21 protein-coding genes are annotated in these 17,310 nt (G+C 68.2%); 14 read left to right on the top strand and 7 right to left on the bottom strand.

Going from position 1 to position 17,310, the window contains the following annotated elements; genetic code table 11:
• Positions 1 to 67: 67 nt before the first annotated feature.
• From fxlA to IW245_RS12170, 3 genes are all read right to left on the bottom strand, one after another.
• Positions 68 to 202 carry an FxLD family lanthipeptide gene (gene fxlA, locus IW245_RS12180; RefSeq protein WP_197003287.1) on the bottom strand — a complete coding sequence of 45 codons (135 nt, stop codon included), beginning with the start codon at positions 200 to 202 and terminating at the stop codon, positions 68 to 70.
• 330 nt (positions 203 to 532) lie between these two features.
• Positions 533 to 676 (bottom strand): hypothetical protein, encoded by a 144-nt coding sequence (locus IW245_RS12175; RefSeq protein WP_197003286.1) that lies wholly within the window; start codon positions 674 to 676, stop codon positions 533 to 535.
• 95 nt (positions 677 to 771) lie between these two features.
• Entirely contained in the window at positions 772 to 1,485 is a 714-nt protein-coding gene (locus IW245_RS12170) for a hypothetical protein (RefSeq protein ID WP_197003285.1), read from the bottom strand.
• 507 nt (positions 1,486 to 1,992) lie between these two features.
• Here IW245_RS12170 and IW245_RS12165 point away from each other — a divergent pair.
• The 3 genes from IW245_RS12165 (at position 1,993) to IW245_RS12155 (ending at position 5,955) form a co-directional block, all read left to right on the top strand.
• On the top strand, positions 1,993 to 3,288 hold the full coding sequence (locus IW245_RS12165) for a helix-turn-helix domain-containing protein (protein ID WP_386779595.1): 1,296 nt from the start codon (positions 1,993 to 1,995) through the stop codon (positions 3,286 to 3,288).
• A 40-nt stretch (positions 3,289 to 3,328) separates the two neighbouring features.
• Entirely contained in the window at positions 3,329 to 3,826 is a 498-nt protein-coding gene (locus IW245_RS12160) for a TIGR00725 family protein (RefSeq protein WP_231398775.1), read from the top strand.
• A 275-nt stretch (positions 3,827 to 4,101) separates the two neighbouring features.
• On the top strand, positions 4,102 to 5,955 hold the full coding sequence (locus tag IW245_RS12155) for a hypothetical protein (protein ID WP_197003283.1): 1,854 nt from the start codon (positions 4,102 to 4,104) through the stop codon (positions 5,953 to 5,955).
• A gap of 19 nt (positions 5,956 to 5,974) precedes the next feature.
• On the opposite strand, the gene IW245_RS12150 is transcribed toward IW245_RS12155, so the two are convergent.
• The 4 genes from IW245_RS12150 to IW245_RS12135 form a co-directional block, all read right to left on the bottom strand.
• Positions 5,975 to 6,832 (bottom strand): inositol monophosphatase family protein, encoded by an 858-nt coding sequence (locus IW245_RS12150; protein WP_197003282.1) that lies wholly within the window; start codon positions 6,830 to 6,832, stop codon positions 5,975 to 5,977.
• A gap of 223 nt (positions 6,833 to 7,055) precedes the next feature.
• On the bottom strand, positions 7,056 to 7,793 hold the full coding sequence (locus IW245_RS12145; protein ID WP_197003281.1) for a GGDEF domain-containing protein: 738 nt from the start codon (positions 7,791 to 7,793) through the stop codon (positions 7,056 to 7,058).
• On the bottom strand, positions 7,778 to 8,791 hold the full coding sequence (locus IW245_RS12140; protein WP_197003280.1) for a 2-keto-3-deoxygluconate permease: 1,014 nt from the start codon (positions 8,789 to 8,791) through the stop codon (positions 7,778 to 7,780). Before IW245_RS12140 ends, IW245_RS12145 begins: the two co-directional genes overlap by 16 nt.
• 96 nt (positions 8,792 to 8,887) lie before the next feature.
• Positions 8,888 to 9,700, bottom strand: coding sequence for an MmyB family transcriptional regulator (locus IW245_RS12135; protein WP_197003279.1), 813 nt, complete (start codon positions 9,698 to 9,700; stop codon positions 8,888 to 8,890).
• Positions 9,701 to 10,111: 411 nt separating this feature from the next.
• Between IW245_RS12135 and IW245_RS12130 the strand changes: the two genes are divergently transcribed.
• From IW245_RS12130 to IW245_RS12080, 11 genes are all read left to right on the top strand, one after another.
• Positions 10,112 to 10,678, top strand: a complete 567-nt coding sequence (locus tag IW245_RS12130) for a hypothetical protein (protein WP_197003278.1) — start codon at positions 10,112 to 10,114, stop codon at positions 10,676 to 10,678.
• A gap of 572 nt (positions 10,679 to 11,250) precedes the next feature.
• Positions 11,251 to 11,541 carry a hypothetical protein gene (locus IW245_RS12125; RefSeq protein WP_197003277.1) on the top strand — a complete coding sequence of 97 codons (291 nt, stop codon included), beginning with the start codon at positions 11,251 to 11,253 and terminating at the stop codon, positions 11,539 to 11,541.
• A 42-nt stretch (positions 11,542 to 11,583) separates the two neighbouring features.
• Positions 11,584 to 12,270, top strand: coding sequence for an SAF domain-containing protein (locus tag IW245_RS12120; RefSeq protein ID WP_197003276.1), 687 nt, complete (start codon positions 11,584 to 11,586; stop codon positions 12,268 to 12,270).
• 98 nt (positions 12,271 to 12,368) lie between these two features.
• Entirely contained in the window at positions 12,369 to 13,010 is a 642-nt protein-coding gene (locus IW245_RS12115) for a CpaE-like family protein (RefSeq protein WP_197003275.1), read from the top strand.
• Positions 13,007 to 14,320: a TadA family conjugal transfer-associated ATPase gene (locus IW245_RS12110; RefSeq protein WP_197003274.1), complete on the top strand. Its 1,314-nt coding sequence runs from the start codon at positions 13,007 to 13,009 to the stop codon at positions 14,318 to 14,320. Before IW245_RS12115 ends, IW245_RS12110 begins: the two co-directional genes overlap by 4 nt.
• Positions 14,321 to 14,326: 6 nt before the next feature.
• Positions 14,327 to 15,187 carry a type II secretion system F family protein gene (locus tag IW245_RS12105; protein WP_197003273.1) on the top strand — a complete coding sequence of 287 codons (861 nt, stop codon included), beginning with the start codon at positions 14,327 to 14,329 and terminating at the stop codon, positions 15,185 to 15,187.
• Positions 15,184 to 16,056 carry a type II secretion system F family protein gene (locus IW245_RS12100; RefSeq protein WP_197003272.1) on the top strand — a complete coding sequence of 291 codons (873 nt, stop codon included), beginning with the start codon at positions 15,184 to 15,186 and terminating at the stop codon, positions 16,054 to 16,056. Before IW245_RS12105 ends, IW245_RS12100 begins: the two co-directional genes overlap by 4 nt.
• Positions 16,057 to 16,081: 25 nt before the next feature.
• Positions 16,082 to 16,261: a hypothetical protein gene (locus IW245_RS12095; RefSeq protein ID WP_197003271.1), complete on the top strand. Its 180-nt coding sequence runs from the start codon at positions 16,082 to 16,084 to the stop codon at positions 16,259 to 16,261.
• A gap of 34 nt (positions 16,262 to 16,295) precedes the next feature.
• A complete protein-coding gene (locus IW245_RS12090) occupies positions 16,296 to 16,499 on the top strand; it encodes a hypothetical protein (protein WP_197003270.1) in 204 nt (67 codons plus the stop codon).
• Between the two features lie 2 nt (positions 16,500 to 16,501).
• Positions 16,502 to 16,891: a TadE/TadG family type IV pilus assembly protein gene (locus IW245_RS12085; RefSeq protein ID WP_197003269.1), complete on the top strand. Its 390-nt coding sequence runs from the start codon at positions 16,502 to 16,504 to the stop codon at positions 16,889 to 16,891.
• Positions 16,888 to 17,310: a TadE/TadG family type IV pilus assembly protein gene (locus tag IW245_RS12080; protein ID WP_197003268.1), complete on the top strand. Its 423-nt coding sequence runs from the start codon at positions 16,888 to 16,890 to the stop codon at positions 17,308 to 17,310. Before IW245_RS12085 ends, IW245_RS12080 begins: the two co-directional genes overlap by 4 nt.

Below are 17,310 nucleotides of genomic sequence, written 5' to 3'. Positions count from 1 at the left end.
CATCCCCCTTTCGTGGTCGGTTCGGTGCCAGGCCCGGGAATCCCGGGCCTGGCCGTTGCGGCTCCGTCTAGCAGTCGCTGCCTTGCTTGGTGTCGCAGCCGTCATCGGTGGACGACAGCAGAGCGGCGACCACCGGACCCTCGGTGGCGATCCGCAGATCCAGCTCGAACGGCTGGCTGTCGACGGCGAACAGGTCGTTCATCGGGTTCCTCCTATGTCGGTGAGGCGGGCGGGTAGCCCCCGCAGCAACCCGCCACTCTCGTCCACCGGCGCTCCGCGTGAGTGGCAGTCCGATCGTTGATGTGGCAGCCCGCGATCTGCGCGCCCCGTTTCCGTTCTGCCTCGGTGAGCACCACCGTCTTGTGGCGCTTCAAGTCGACGTGCGGGGCGTCACAGGTTGACCGCCAGGCGCACTGCCTTCCGGAACTGCGTCGTCCTCGGCGAGCGGTTGGGGCAGGGCGGCCTGCCGCGCTAGATCCACTGGGCTGGTCAGTACGGCGACGGTCGCCGCGATCCTCGCCGCGTGCCCCGTTCATCGGGGAGCCTCGGTATGGGCTCTGCTCGTGACCGCCCAGTACACCGCGCCGACACAGCCAGCGGCCAGCGCGGCGAGGAACAGCGCCACGAACAACACCCGCCAGCGCCGCTGGGAATCGGTGGTGATACTTCTCGACATCTCGCGTCTCCCATCTACTTCTCGATCACGTGGATCAAGCTCCAGAGGTCGCTGAACCGGCACGCCGCTGCCAGCGCACGGCCTGCCGACGGCGGTCACGACCGCGCCTCGGGACTGGCGCCGTAGGAGCCCAGGTCCAGCGCCGGCAGCGCGGCGCTCAGGTCGCCCAGCGGCTTTGACAGACGCAACAGGCCGCTGTACAGGATGGAAAGCCAGTCCGGGCCCCACTCGACGCCCAACGCGACGGTGACCTGCCTGGCCAGCACCTCGCGCCGACGCTCGGCCTCCCGAACCGCCCGGTAGGCCAAAGCGACGGCCTGCGCGTGGCGGACCTCAGCCGGCTGCCCCTGAGCGTCGGCCAGCATCGCCTTCGCGCGGTCATTCCACCGGTTCTCTGTCAGGACCCGGTCGGTGTTCGCCCTCCACCAATTCAAAGTCCTCCGCGCGGGGTGGACCAGCGCGCCGAGTGCCGCCACAGCCGTGAGCACCAGGGCCAGCCCGGAGGGGAGGACTCCAGCGGGTTCCGCAGCGAGCAGGCCGAACGCCGCGGTGGCCAGTACCGCGCTGACTACGGCGGGACGACGCCTCTCCGCGCGGCTCGCCTGGGACACCTCTCGCGTCACATCGGCGACGATCCGCACGGCGGCGTCCAAGTCGTCCAACGCCTGCTTCAGCTGCTCCATGCCGACGCCTTCGCGCCGCACCTGCCGGTATCCCCAGACGAGAACACACCGCATCTGATCGAGCTCCGCCAGAGCATGATCGGCAGAGCCAACCCCGCCAGGGTCGATCCCCATCAGCGTCGTCATAGAAGACTCCCAACCACGGGGGAGACCGGCTGGTCGAGCAAGTTGAACCCTTGGGGAGGAGTTGAGCTCGACCAGCCGGAGACCGAGGCCCGGGTGGCCGCCCTCAACACGAACGGCCACTCGGACCGGGGCACCGCCGCCGGCTCACGGCGGACGTGCCGGACATGGCTCGCCCCGGGCCGGCCGAAGCCACGATCCTGTGGCAGCCACTGACTACCCGTGCCAACGCCAGCCAGCGGAGCCGGAGCGCCGGAAGACGGGGCATCGTCGCTCTCCCACTCCCGCTGGGCGTTGCTCTGCGTCACCTGGCCGTGAGAGCTGGAGCCGGTCGGCAAGATCGTGATGGTGTACATGGAGCGACGTCCTCCCTGGCTGAGGCTTTGGATTGACTTTTCGATCGACAAGGGACACTGTCGCTGTGAATCACACTGCCTGTACGGTGAGTGCAGGGGAAAGCGCTGAGCGTCCGCGTCTTGTCCGCGGACAACGGACACGGGGAGGCACCCGGTGGGCGGATATACGTTCGGAGCAGAACTCCGGCGGCGTCGCGAAGGCAGCGACCACACGGTGCGCTCGTTGGCCGCCGCCGTGCACTGCGGCAAGACCCACATATCGAACTTGGAACGCGAGTTGACGACCCCGGACGCATCGCTCGCTCAGCTCCTTGACGACGAACTCGGCGCCAACGGGGACCTGGTTCTCTTGGCCGATCGGATGCGTCATCCTCGAAGCTGGACGCTCGCCGCGCCCAGAGTCAGCGACGTTTCGCTGGCATACGGTCCCGCCCTCACGGGGCCGACGATCGAGGAGGTCATGATGGCTGCTGAGGACTCCGCTCGGGTCGCCCGCGCCGCCGCCCGCCCTGTCGGAGGTGAGCTGGTCGAGCAGTTCAACACCGACGTCCAGCGGCTCGCCGTGGCTTACCTGAGTCTTCCGCCGTTCGCCATGTTCCGGCCGCTGGCCGCCCTGCGCGAGCAGATCTTCGCCGCGATCGACTCCTACCCCAACCCGGCCCATCTCGGTGACCTGTACCTGGCCGCCGGGCGCGTCACCGCCCTGCTTGCTCACGCTTCCGCCGACCTCGGCCAGCCCGTCGCCGCCGACGCGCACGCCCGCGCGGCATGGCTGTGCGCCGATCACGCCGGACACGGCGAACTGCGCGTCTACGTCCGGTGGGTCCAGGCCAACGTCGCCTACTGGTCCGGGGACTACGCGAAGGCCGCCGAGCTGGCAGCCAGCGCCCGCCCCTATGCCACCGCCGGCAGTACGCTGCTGCGGCTGGCCAGCCAGGAAGCACGCGCCCACGCCGCCCGAGGAGACGCCCAGGCAGTTGAACGGGCTCTGGGCACCGGCCTCGACGCTCAGGACTCCGCGGCCGACGCCACCACGAGCGAGCCCGGGGTCTTTCACTTCGCCCCCGGCAAGGCCGCCTATTACAGCTCCGAAGTCCGTCTCTCCCTCGGTGGACCCGCCAACCTGCGCCGCGCCGTCGCCGACGCCACCCGCGCGGTAGAGCTGCTCACCGCCGGCCCAGTGGCACAGCACAGCGCCGAACTCGTGGCCGCCGGCCGTCAGGACCTGGCCGCCGCACACCTGGCACTCGGCGACGTAGAAGCCGCAGGACAAGCAGTGCGCCCCGTCCTGGATCTTCCCACCGAGATGCGGACCACGCCGATCACAGGCAGGATGCGGGCGCTCGGCCAGCACCTGGCCCGTCCCGCAGCCGGCTCGGCGGTCGCGGACCTGACCGAACAGGTCGCCCTGTTCCTGGCCTACCCCGCCGTCCGCAGCCTGCCCGCCTGACACCATTGGCCGGGAGCCCACCAGTACCCGGGAGCACGCCATGCCTATGCCCTTGCAAGTCGCCGTCTGCGGACCACGCCACGCCACCGACGCCGACCTTGCCCACGCACGCCGGATCGGCCAGCTCCTCGCCCAGGCCGGTGCCACCGTCATCTGCGGCGGAGGCACCGGTGTCATGGACGCAGTCGCCGCCGGGGCCCATGAACACAACGGCCTCGTCATCGGAATCCGCCCGAACGACACCCGCGACGGTGCCAATGAGCACCTGTCAGCCGTCATCGTCACCGGCATGGGCGAGGCCCGAAACGCGATCATTATTTGGAGCGCCGACGTCGTGATCATCGTCGGCGGCTCTTGGGGAACACTTTCGGAACTGGCACTCGCCAAGCGGCGAGGAGGCGTACCGGTCATCAGCATCGGCGGTTGGAGCGTCAACGACGTCAACGGCGAACCGGTCGACGGCATCGAGGTCAGGCAGACAGCCGAGGAAGTCGTAGACATTGCGCTACGGAGCACAGACCTCAATCCGTCGGCCTGAGACGTGGGTTCCACAGTTCCTCCTTTTGCCGCGCAGCGCGAGTCCATAGCACACCGCTGGGGGTCGGTGGATTGCCGCCGTAGCCAGGCTCTGCTCCGACGAACGAGGCGGTCTGGTCTTCTGGCGGGCCTCGGCCTTAGTAATCCCGGTCGCGCTGCGGGCGAGGCGAGCAGGGCGCTCGCATCCATCGACGTCACGTTGACATCGTGCGGCTGCGATGGGTGGACAGCGAAGTGTGACGCCGTCGAACTTTCAGTTCTGTTAAATTCCTAGCTATGCGAGGGGCTTTCCTGTCGTTTCTGGAAGCCATCCGTCGTGGCTCAGGATTGGTCGATGCTGACTACGCTGGCTGGCTGGTGCCGCGTGACCACCGCGAGTTGGCCATCCTTGACTCCGCCGGGGCGGAGCGTGTGCGGCTGGCCGGTTGGGTGCGCGATGACCTCAGCGACCGCCTCGCGGAAATCATCCACAGGAGCGCGACGGCCAAGCAACGGGCTCGGTTGGCGGAGCTGGCCCGCTACTACCTGCGTCCCATCGGTTCAAAGGATCGGTCTGCGAGCAGGGCATCCTTGAGCAACTGGCGACACGATGCGGCCGAGAGCCTCGCCGACGAGTTCATCGCACGCCGTGCCGCTGAGCACCCTGTCCGCTTGTTGGGGATGCCGCAGAAAGGTGAGCGCCTGAGCCTGGAAGTGCTCGCCCGTGATCCCGCTGTGAGGTGGATTCAGCGACTACCGCCACAGGAACGGGACGTCGCCATCTATCGAGGCTTGGCAGACGCAGCGGCCGAAGCAAGGTCCAAAGCGGATGCGCGGATCCTGATCGGGGTCGCTCTGATTGCCTCACGCCTCGCGCCGGGGGCGAACCCTGAGCCCATGAGCGACTACGACGGAACAGCCTTGGCCGGCATGGACGGTCGCAAGTTCACTCGGTCTCGGCTGGCGGTGCCGTTGGTCCTGTTCTGTCTGCATCGTGCCGCCTTGACTGCCCGACATCCAGCGCATCCAGTCGATCAACGGATCGTACTCATTGCAGGTCAACGTCTCGCGGACGCCGCGGATGGGCCACTGGCACGCCCTGGGCCACTTTCTACCTTGGATGCTGAGAACACGTTCGATCACGAACAACTTTCTGACGGGATCGACTACGCCTGGCAGTTGATCTCGACCGGTGACGCCAAACCACTTCTCGCTAGTCTCGCTCGATACGCCGCCCTCGCCTCGGGCATGTTGACCGACCGAGAGCGCCAAGACCTCGCCTTGCTCAGTATCGCAGTCGCTCGCAGGCACTCCGATCGCCGCGCACTCGACATCGAGCTCCACCATCCTTCATTTCGTAACGACTCTGCGGATTCGATCCTGTTTCAACTGCGCTTTCGCCGGGAACGGCTCATGCTGGCAAGCCACCACCGCCCCGGGCTGGACTGGCGACCCGAAGTGACCAGAATCAACGATCTCCTGGTCGTCAGGAGAAAACTCCTTCCTGTCGCTGAGGTGCGCCATATGGAGAAGGTCCAACTTCATATGCAGCAGGCAATCCTCCTCCGCCAGGCCCGAGAACTCACCGCAGCTGGGCGGCCGATGGACAGTGCTCCGGTAACTCTGACCGGCGACCAAATCCGCCAGGCGGTGCACGCCGTTGACGACATGATCGAGTCAATGAAGCACAGTTTCCGTATCGCCGACGAGGATGCCGATGAAGTCTCCGCAGTGAATGCTCACCGCCGCAAAACCGAGGCAGACGGCGTGATTCACCTACTGAGCCGTATACCGCATCCTGAAGCCCTTGCATGCGCCCGGCGGCTTCGACGCGACTTGAACCGCCTCGATGAGGTGTACGCCGACCAGCTAACCGATCTTCGCACCGACGTCACTGCCCTGTGGCTGCTTGCGATGGCCGACCAGGCGGTGCGCCACAACGAGATCGCGCAGGCCAGGCACTACCTCACTACTGCCGCGACAGAACTCCCCGCAGGCATACCCCATCTAGCAATCCGATCCGCCAGCGTCGCCGCCAGCATCGGAGATATCGAACTGGCGAAGCGGCTAGCCGAACGCGTACCAACTTCTCATGCTTGGCCTTCCTATCTGAAGCATTTAGTTGAGCGGCTTGGAGCACTCGAACGCTAGCGAAATTCCATAGGCCGAACTAGCGGTTGGACGCCTCCACGACGATCTGAGCGGCAACCGAATCCGAAGCCACAAGCGTGCTGCCGAAGACAGGATCGGCGGCGTCCAGTGGGATATCGATCGCGGCGCGCCCTCGGCCGGTGCCGTCGCCCACAAACAGTCCGGCAGCCGCAGCCAGGCACATGCCCGCGGCACCATCCCAGACCTTCTGGCGCTCACGATAGAAAAGGCCGAACGATTCGAGAGTAGGATCGGTAAACGGGGCAAGGTCGACGCACGTCCTCACCATGTCCAGCGTCTGCGATGTCGTACGAACCTTGAGCTGGTAACCCCGCTCCATCAGCTCGGGTTCATAGACCCGCGCGTCCGTACCGGAACTCCGGGTTACCGAAACCAAGCGCGACGGACTGGACATCGACCTACCAGCGACCCGTATACCGTTGATCAGTATCGGCTCGTTTCGGCCGCTCAAGCTAATGCAGACGGAACTACGACTGGGTCCGATCTCAGGCGCCAAAACAAAAGCGGCTACCGGTGTCCTGTCCTCAACGAGACAAACGACACTGCAAAACTCTCGACCCGCGCCATCAACGAACTGGGCCGTTCCGTCGATGGGATCGATGATCCAAAGCCGATTGCTCGGGTCACTCCCACGAAGGAGATCCGGGCCATGGACGCCTTCCTCGCCGAGAATCAATCCATTCGGGTCGGCAGCTCGCACACATTTGATGATCTGGTCCTGCACCGCCTCGTCTGCCTCCGACAGCAGGGTCCTATCAGACTTCTGCTCGACGCGGAGGGACCGTTTGGAACGGAAGCCGGCGAGCATCGGCGTTAGGATGTTCTCCAACTCTTGCCACAACGACGGGATGTCCACAGTCGGATTCTATGGTTCCGGCGTCCGTCCTGTGCATGCTGGCACGTTCATCAAAAGGCAGGGCACCACCGGGCGACACCCAGGAGCACTCGGGACCGGGCACCCGGGCGTCGGCGGAGAGCGACAGAGGCTGTTGACACCGCGATCGCCCCGGTCCGCGATCGCTGCCCAACATCGCCGGACTGGTGCTCTTCGCTCGGTGCTCGGCACCGCAAAGGGTCGGTCATTCCCGTGTTCCTTCTATGATCTTGGAGGCGGGTGGTGTGTCGGCGGTGAGAATGTCGTGCTTGATGTGGTGGCTGGGAGGCGCCTTGTCGAGGTATGACCCGTAGATCGCGACGCCGTCGCGGGCTGCCTTGGCCCGGTAGAGGGCGCGGTCGGCACGGGTGAGCAGGTCGCCGAGTGGGGCGTTGCGGGTAGCCGGAGCGATGCCGATCGCGGCGGTGACCCGCAGGGCGCGGCCGCTGATGCGCATCGGACGGGAGAGGACCTGTCGAAGGCGTTCGGCGAGTGGTTGTGGCCAGGTTCGGGGGTCGACGGGTGTCGGGTACGGGCTGGTCAGGTAGACGAAGAACTCGTCTCCTCCGAGTCGGGCGGTGATGGCTCCTGCGGCGAAGGTGAGCAGGCGCCGGGCGAGTATGGCCAGGACCTGGTCGCCGGCCGTGTGGCCCAGGGTGTCGTTGACCTGTTTGAACCCGTCGAGGTCGAGCAGGAGCAGCGCCGTGGGACCGGGTGCTGAGCCCAGGTGAGTGGTGAGGGCGGTGGTGAGGCCCCGCCGGTTGAGAAGCCCGGTGAGCGGATCGTGGGTGGCGGCGTACTCGGCCTCGCCGATGTGGGTCCGTAGCTGTCGCACGGTCTCGTGTGCGTGGCGCAGGCGTAGGCGGGTCCTGACCCAGCCGATGCCGGCCACCACGGCGGTGGGGGTGGCACCCGCCATGGTGGCGATCATGAGGGTGTCCATGTGCGGCTCCCGTCGTGTGGGCGGGGCCTGGCGACGGTCCCGAGGAAGGTCGTGAGGATGATGCCCGCGAGCACGGCGGCGGCGGTCTGCGCGGTCGCGGTCGGGGCCCACTGCGACCAGTACGGGTCGGCGATGGCGATCATCGTGGGAACGGTGACCGACACTCCGGCGGGCGCGGCTGCGGCCCAACCGATCGCGGCGGGCCCGTGGCCGAGGCGTGTCCAGAGCAGGGCGGCCGTGCCCCCGGTGACCAAACCGGAGGTCACGGCCACCACGATCCCCCGGGGAGCCGCTCGGGCAAGGGCTTGTAGGGGGATTGCCCACCCCATCGCTACGCTCATCGCGACCAGCAGCGGGGTGGTCAAGCGGGCCAGCGGCGCCTTGCAGGCCGGAAGGATCACGCCTGTCAGGACACCGCCGCCGAGCAGTAGTACCGCGCCGAGTGCGAGGGTCCACGGCGCCGACGTGGCGTGACGCCGCCACACCGCGAGGACGAGCAGCGGGACCAGGGGGCCGCTGGACGCCACGGCCGCGACACATCCGGCAGCCACATCGGCAGGGGCGCCGATCTTGCGCACGATCCCGACCCACACATTGTTGGAGATCGACATGCCGCTGCTGGCCACGGTCAACAGGGGGACGCCGAGTAGCCCGCGCGGACCCCAGGCCCAGCCGTAGCCCAGCACCAGCAGTGCCGGAAGTGCCGTGGCGGCGGCGAGGATGGTGCCGGTGCGGGCTGCCAGCGCCCCCAGGTCGCGGACCGGGACTTGGGCGCCGATGACGAACAGGAGCGCACCGATCGCGGGAAGTGGTGTGTGCGCCAGGAGGTCGGAGAGGAGGGCGACCTCCTGGCGGCCACCGATCGCCGAGCCCATGTCCGCGCCGAGCACCATGGGCAGGAGCACGGACAGCCCGGGCAGGGCCAGGATCCAGCGGGTGAACCTGGCCGCCGGGGCCCTCTCGCGGGAGGGTTTCTGAGGGGCGGGAGCGACGATCATCGACCCAGCGTGCGCCGCACCGACGGACGAAACCAGAAACTATTACCTGGTCAAGTGCCGGTTGGTAAAGTGCCGGTTTGCAATCACGCTCCGTCCCTAGGTGCCGAGTGGGATGAGTTCCACGAATCGTCCCTCCGATGCGCCCGGTGGTGTGAGGACGGTCAGCGATACTTCGACCGGCTTACCGCGTACGCGAAGCCACAAGGGCTGCGAGGCGATGTCAGCACCTGGCTGGATGCGTTGCACCGCCGAGTTCTCCCAGAGGCTTCGGGCAAGGGCGCACGGCTCGACCACGCCCCGGATCAGGGCGACGATGCGCGGATCGGTGGGAGCCATGGCCGAGATCATGCGCACGTAGGCAACCGCAGCTGGCATCCACGTCGTCTCCCAGTCCACGAGCTGCTCGCGCGCCGGGGCGGCGGTCAGGACCCAGGCGATGAAGCTGGCGCTGCCCGCGGTGTCGGGCATCCACTCGGTCATGCGGGGGTTGCGGTCGAAGATGTTGCCCGCCGGGTCGCTCATCCACGCAGGCCACGGCACGGCGTGCATCATCAGGCGCAGGCTCGCGACCAGTTTCTCGGTGGTGGGATGGACGCCCGGCGCCGACATTCCGGTGCCCAGCCAGTGCAGCAGGTAGCGCTCCGAGTCGGTCATGCACAACGCCGAAGCCACCGCCTCGGCCAACTGCGTCGACATGCGACGCAGTTGGCCGTTCTCCAGATGCCCGTAGGTGACCAGGCTGCAGCCGATGCGGTGGGCGATGACCTCCTGCGTCAACTTGGTCCTGGGCGGCCCGACCCAGTCGGGAATGTCAGCCGAGGTCATTCGGGCGCGGCAGTGACGAACGAGGCGGGCGATTTCCACGGCGGGATTGCCCAAGGGGCCCAGCGGCGCGCCCTTCGTGGCCATCGATACGCCCCTTCCTGAATGGATCACTAGCTTCTTTTTATAAACCTGGACTTTGTATTTCGCTGGCGAATGGGCGATCTGCCGCGCCCATATCAGACATTGCCGCCTAAATCTCCCCGGCCCTATGGGTCTCCACGTGGGCACCTGATTCGCGAGGCGGGCATAACGAGGGTGCGCCGCCGGAAGACTGCCGACGCATGTCGACGGTTCCGGTTCGATAACCCGCACCTCCGCCAGGGCAGGCTGAAACGCCGTCTCAACGTGGCACGATCCGACCTTTCTGGCCTTTTGCCCCGGATCTTGGTTACCTGGACGTGGCCACGACGAGGCGGGCACGCCCAGGTGGTGAGGTTGCGGTACCCGGGGGTCCATGCGGTACCCCTGAAACCCTCCAAGCAGAGGTGGTAACCCATGTCGAACCTGGTGGAACGCGGACTGGTGCTCGTCGCGCTCACCCTCCTACCGGCGGTCACGGCCTGCCAAGAGCACACCGAGGCCAAGAAGCCCACAGTGACCCGGCCGCCCGTCTCCACGCCGGCAGCTTCCTCGCCGTCGGCAGATCCACTCACCATGGCCGGCAGGCAGGCTGAAGATGCCTATCGGGGGATGTGGACGAGCTACTTGGCCGCCTCACGCATACCCGACCCAAATTTTCCGGACCTACGCCGCCATGCTTCGGGAGCGGCGCTGACCATCCTGGTAAAGGGCGTTCAGCAAACCAAGGAAAAGGGCTTGCTCGAACGTGGGGATTTCGTACTCCAACCAAGCGTGGCAGCGCTGCAGCCACCCTCCGCTCCGACCAAGGCAACGGTCAACGACTGCGTCGATACATCCGCAACATCCATGTATAAGGCGGATGGTTCGCCTTACCAGGATACTCCCGGGGGCAAGCGGCTCTTGATCGCGACCTTGGAGATCGTGGACGGCACTTGGAAAGTCGTCGACTTCGGACTCAGGGCGGTGGGAACATGCGCTTGAATGGTGTCCGCTGGTCCGTAGCCGCCGCGGTAATGGCATCCGGCCTCGCATTATTGGCAAGCCGGCCTGCTTCGGCAGACGGTGGAGGAGAAGTTGACTGCGCCGAGAATCCCTCCAAGCCGGCCTGCACAGTTGTGGTTTCGCTGCCGGGACATGCTGGCGCAGGCGCGTCGGACAGTGGACCTGTCGATTGCCGTGATCCGGCCGGTGCTACGGTCCCTTGCTCGATTCCTGGTCGTGGTTGGCTGGGAAGTGATGGGTGCTATTACGATGGGCCGTCGGCGCAGGCTCCTGTTGGACTGCCTCCGCAGCCTGGACCCGGAGCTTGGTATTTCCGTTCGTGTACGGCTCCGTGGGGGGCAACGGGCGCGTTTTGGCAGTGGATCCCGGATGCGCAGCGTGTCAGCCCCGAGCAGGTTGCTCGGCAGGCGGTTGCGAAGCTGGTGTTGCCGGCGTTGAGGGTTGAGACGAATCCACCGTTGACCGCGCGCCAGATTGCGTTCGTGCCGACGTGGTTGTGGGCGCAGTCATCTTCCTGGGACGCGAAGTCTGCCACGGCCACCGTGGCGGGCGTGTCCGTTACCGCCACGGCCCGCCCCCGCGACCTGCGAGTGTCCACCGGTGACGGCGCTGCGGTCGTCTGCCAGGGGGCGGGCACACCCTGGACCCCCAGTCTCGCGCCGACGGCCGCTTCGCCGTCGTGCGGGCACACCTTCACCCGGGCCGGCTCCTACACACTGACTGCCACGGTGACCTGGGACGTGTCCTGGGTTGGGGCGGGTGCGAGTGGGACGGTTCCCGCGCTGACGACGAGCACGTCGGTGACCGTCGTGGTCGTCGAGGCTCAGGCCCTCATCAACTAGCAGTTCTCGCCTTTCCTTTCGCGACAGATCCGGGAGTACCCGATGGTGGTTTCGTCTACCCAAAAACAGGCTGAGCGAGTAAGCAATATGCGCTTTTCGGATGCCGTAGTGCCTTCGCAAAGGCAACGTGCGCCGGGTCGAAGGGTCTCGTATTCGCGGGCCCTGGTCGGTGTCGGGTTGGTCGTGGTGTGCGCGCTCGCCGCCGTGGTGGTGTTCAACGGCTTGGACGCCCGCGAGTCGGTGCTCGCCGCGTCGCAGCCTCTCGCGGTGGGGCACACGGTGGCAGACGTTGATCTGCGGGTGGTGCGGGTGTCGTCGTCGGGCCTGGAGGTGGTGCCGTCTGCCGGGCGGGCCGATGTGGTGGGGCGTCGGGTCGCTGTGCCGGTGGCTGCCGGCACGCTGCTCACGCCCGGCCTGTTCGGGGAGCCGGCGTGGCCCCCTTCAGGTCAGTCGCTCGTCGCGGTGGCGGTCAAGACGGGCCGTCTGCCGGCCGGGGCCGCGTCGGGGTCCCGGGTGATGGTGTTCGTACCCCCGGCCGCGGTGCCCGGCTCAGGCGGTGGCGGGCCGGGCCTTTCCTCAGTGGTGTCGGTGGACGCGACGATCACGGAGGTGCGCGGGGACCCGTCCGGGGTCACTATCGTGACGCTGCTGGTCGCCGCCGCGGACGCCCCGCGCCTGGCTGGCGCCGTTGGTGATCCGTCGGTCGTGCTTCTCGGCATGGGGCGGTGACCCCGATGCTGATCGCTGTCGCGTCTGTGAAGGGTTCTCCGGGGGCGACCACCGTGGCTTTGGGGTTGGCCTGCGTCTGGCCGGCCGGGGGTGCTGTTGTGGTGGAGGCCGATCCGGCCGGTGGGGACCTAGCGGCCCGCTTCGGGCACAGCATGACCCCGGGGCTGGTGACGCTGGCTGCGGCGAACCGTTCCGGTGCCGCGGGCGCGGACGTGGGTGAGCACGCCCAGCGGCTGGCGGACCTGGGCGTGGATGTCGTCCTCGCGCCTCCTGACCCCAGCGCTGAGGCCGGGGTGCGGGCTCTGGTCAGCACGAGTGGGGGAGAGCTCGTGGTCGGCGGTGCGGCGCGGGCGGTGGTTTGTGATGTCGGGCGGCTGGCAGAGACGTCGGCGGCGATGCCGCTGGTGCGTCACGCGGACCGGGTCCTGGTCGTGGTGCGCCCGTGGGTGGAGGACCAGGCGCATCTGCAGGCGCGGTTGTGGTGGCTGCGGCAGGCCGCCGGTGATCGGTTGGGCCTGGTTCTCGCCGGGACGGGTCCGTACTCGGCGGCTGACATTTCCCGGGCCTGGGGGGTCACGGTGTTGGGGCAGGTGCCGTTCGATGACGGCGGTGCCGGGGTTCTCGCCGGAAGGCTCGCCACTCGGCGCTGGCATCTGCGGCCTGTGGCCCGCGCGCTCGGGGATCTCGCCGACGTTGTCGTCCGCACCACCCCGGTGCCCACCCGGGAGCGTGCCGCATGAGCGCGCCTTCGCACCCGGGCCCGGCCGCCGGGTTGTGGCAGTCGACGGGTGATCACGCGCTGACGGCGGTCCTGCGTCGTGAGGTCGCCCAGCGCCTCGCTGACACGCCGGGTGTTTCGTCCGGTGCGGCGAGGGTGGAGCGGGTGACGGCGCTGGTCGCCGAGGTTCTTGACGAGTACGCGACCCGGCAGCTCGCGGCGGGCCGTCCTGCGCTGGATCCGCCGGTCGAGCGGCAGGTGGCAAGGGCCATCGCGGACGCGTTGACGGGCATGGGAGGTCTGCAGCCTTTGCTGGATGACCCGTCGGTGAGCAACATTTTCGTCAACGGCCAGGTTGTGTGGGCCATGCGCACGGACGGCCGCAAGGAGCGGGTGCCCACGATCGCCGGGTCGGCGGCTGAGCTGATCGATCTTGTCCGCGACATCGCCGCCCGTGCCGGTACCGACGAGCGCCGCTTTGACCGCGGGGTGCCGAGGGTCAATGTCAGGCTCCCTGATGGCAGCCGGTTGTTCGCGACGATGTTGTCGCGGGAGCCGTCGGTGTCGATCCGCAAGCACCCGCTGCTGCAGACCAGCCTGGCGGCCTTGGCCCGTGAGCATGGACTGTTTCCGCCGTCGATGGTGAGCCTGTTCTCGGCGATGGTGTCGGCCCGGCGCAACATCATGATCTGTGGTGGCACCAATTCGGGGAAGACGACCGTGCTACGGGCGTTGGCGAAGTTGATCGACCCGCGGGAGCGGCTGATCACGATCGAGGACACCGACGAGTTGGGCCTCGACATCGACCCTGATCATCCCGACTGTGTCGCGCTGCAGGCGCGTGAACCCAACATCGAAGGTGAGGGCGGTATTGATCAGGGGGAGCTGGTGCGGTGGGCGCTGCGCATGTCCCCTGACCGGGTGATCCTCGGCGAGGTGCGCGGCGGTGAGGTGATTCCGCTGCTCAACGCCATGTCCATGGGCAATGACGGCTCGATGGGTACTGTGCACAGCTCCTCGTCGCGGCAGGCGTTCACCCGCCTGCAGACGTACGCCGCCCAGGCGGCCGAACGGCTCCCTTTCGAAGCCACGGCCCCGTTGATCGCCGGCGCGATCCATTTCGTCATCCACCTGGACTGGGCCACCGACCGCACCCGGGTGCTGTCGAGCGTCCGGGAGGTCTTGCACCACGAGGGGACCGACGTGATCAGCAACGAAGTTCTGCGTCCCGGCCCCGACAGGCGCGCCCGGCCCGCCGCTCCGCTGCGCGCCGACACCCTTGACGAGCTTGTCGCGCATGGTTTCACGCCGCACCTGATCGAAGGCTGGTGAACGGCGATGACGTTCCTCCTGGCGATTCTCGGAGCGGGGGTCGGTGGCGGCCTGCTGCTGATCGGGACCGGGTTGCGGCCCGGGGCGCGCCGACCGCGGCTGACGCGGGCCGAGCGGGGCTGCCCGCCGCGCGCGATACCGATCGCGCGGCTGGGGGTTGTGGGTGTTGTTGGGCTCGTGGTCGGGGTGGCGACGGGGTGGCCTGTCGCCGCTGTTCTGGCGGGTGTTGCGGCGTGGACGTTGCCGGCCGTGCTCGGGCCGGACCGTGCCGGTCGCCGGCAGGTGGGCCGGATGGAGGCGGTCGCCTCGTGGGCGGAGGATCTCACGGGCACGCTGCGCGCCGGGGCCGGCATCGAGCAGGCGGTCATCACCACGGCGGTGATCGGGCCGCCGCAACTGCGCGCCGAACTCGACCAGCTCGCGCACAGCCTGCGCTCGGGGGTCCGGTTGCCGCAGGCTTTGCGTTCCTTCGCCGACGAGGTGGCCGACCCGACGGCGGACCTGGTCGTGAACGTGCTGCTGCAGGCCGCCGAGCATCAGGCCCGTGACATCGCCGCGGGGCTGACGGCGGTGGGGCAGATCGCCCGCGATCAGGTGTCCGCGCGGCTGCGGATCGCCACGAAACGCGCCGCGACGCACACGTCGACGCGCATCGTCATCACGGTGGTTCTGGCCACGACCGTGCTGCTGAGCGTGGCGACGGCCGATTTCCTCCGGCCGTACGGCACCTTCGTCGGACAACTCGTCCTCGCGGTGCTCGGGGCCGCGTTCTCAGGGTGCCTGGTGTGGATGGTGCGCGTCGGGCGGGTCAAGGACCTGCCTCGCATCCTCACCGCAGCGCCCGGCGTCGAGGCGGGGACGCGATGATCGCCACGGTGCTGATCGGTGCGGGTTTCGGCCTCGGCTGCGCGGTGGTGTGCTTCGCGCTGTGGCCGGCCACCCAGCCCCTGGCCATCGCTGTCGCGGCCGTGCGCCGTCCCCCGCCAGAGGTGGTGGCGGTGGGCCGTCGCCGGCGGGTCGAGGTGGGCGTCGCCGGTCCGCTGATGCGTCTGGGTCTGCCACGAAGGAGAACGCTGGCTGACCTGGCCGTCTGCGATCGGGATCCGGCCGCCTATCTGGCGGGACTGGTCGCCGTGGCTCTCGTGGGGCTGTTCGCGCCGCCTGCGACGGTCGTGCTCCTGGACGCGATGGGCGCCGGCCTTTCGGTGTCCACGCCGGTCTGGGTCGGGATGCTGCTGGGCGCGGCCGGCGTGTGGATCGCCGAGTCGTCCCTTCACGAAAGGGCGCAGGAGCGCAGGCTCCTGATGCGCCACACCCTCGCCGCGCTCCTCGACATCGTCCCCCCGGCCTTGGCGGCCGGCGCCGGGGTGGAGCAGGCGCTGCGCGACTCGGCCACCATCGCCTCGGGCTGGGCGGCCGACCGCATCCGCCAGGCTCTCGACACCGCCGGCACCACCCGGGTGCCCCTGTGGGAACCCCTCGCACAGCTCGGCCGAGACACCGGGGTCGTGCACCTCGAACAGCTCGCCACCACCCTGCAGCTGGCCTCCGGGGAGGGCACGCGCATCCGCGCCGCGCTCACCCAACGCGGAAAGGCCCTCTCCGAGCGCCTCGCTGCGGACCTGGAAGCCCGCGCGGAATCCGCCTCCGAGCACATGAGCATCCCGCTGATGCTCCTGACCAGCGTGTTCCTGCTGTTCCTGGTTTATCCCGGCATCGCAGGACTGCGCCCATGACACGCCATCGAAAGGGAGAACCCACATGCATGAGAAGGCCACCCCGTCCACGTCCGCGACCAACACCAGCCCCGCCGCCGCGGGACCCGCGTTCACGCCCACGACGTGGCTGTACGCCGTGTTCGTCGACCAGCCCGTCGCGGCGGTGATCACGATCGTCAGCCTGATCATCGCCGCCGGATGCGCCTATCTGCGCCTGACCTAGAGCATCGACACCGAATCCCGCGAGGAGTAACGCCATGAGACCACTCACCGCACGCCTGATCGCGGCCGCCGCCGACAGGTGCAGAGCCGTCCGCGCCAGTGACGACCAGGGCGCCGAGGCGATCCAGATCGCCATCGGCATCGGCGCCGCCGCCGCGATCGCGCTGGGCCTGTACGGCGCGTACAAGGCCGGGATCACCGACCTGACCCATTCCTGGTTTTTCGGCACCACCCCGTAGCCATGGCAGCCACCCATCGGCGCACCCGTCCACCTCGCGGTACGGATCGTGGTGCGGCCAGCGTCGAATTCGCCATCGCCGCGCCCCTGATCATGCTGATCATCTCCGCCCTCACCCAGGGGGTCCTGTGGGGCATCGGCTACCTGGCGGCCGAATCCGCCGCCGCGCACGCCCTGCGTGGCACCCGCGCCTTCGGCGGCAACCCCGCCACCGGCGAGGCCCAGGCGCGTGAACTCCTGGCCCAGCTCGCCGGGCCCCTCGTCCGCGACGCGCGGGTCACGGTGCGCCGGTCACCTGCGACCACGACCGTCACCATCCGCGCCACATCGACCGGCCTGTCTCTGCCCATCGAGATCACGATGACCGCGCCCACCGAGCGGTACATGCCATGACGCCACCCGGACGCGAACGGCGTGCGGCGGATCGGGGAGCCGTGGCCGTGGAGATGGCGCTGTCCGTGCCGATGGTCGTCCTCATGTTCTTCCTGATCATCGGCGCGTTCCAGATCGCCCGCGCCCAGATCTCCGTCGCATCGGCGGCCGGTGCTGGCGCGCGGGCCGCTTCCATGGCACGGTCAGCTGTTGCCGCGACCGCAGCCGCCCGGGCGTCTGTGGAAACGAACCTTCACGGCAGGTGCGCGGCCCTGGCCGTCACCGTCGCCACCGAGGGCTTCGCCCGAGGCGGGGCGGTGACCGTCTCGGTGACGTGCACCGTCAACGTCCGAGGACTCACCGGTGTCGCCGTCCCGGCGGAACTGGACCTCAAGGCCACGGCGACCAGCCCCGTCGACGTGTACCGGGAGGCGACATGA

Origin of the sequence: Longispora fulva (assembly GCF_015751905.1) — a bacterium.
Lineage (GTDB): Bacteria > Actinomycetota > Actinomycetes > Mycobacteriales > Micromonosporaceae > Longispora > Longispora fulva.
This window is presented reverse-complemented; position numbering and strand designations above follow the sequence as displayed.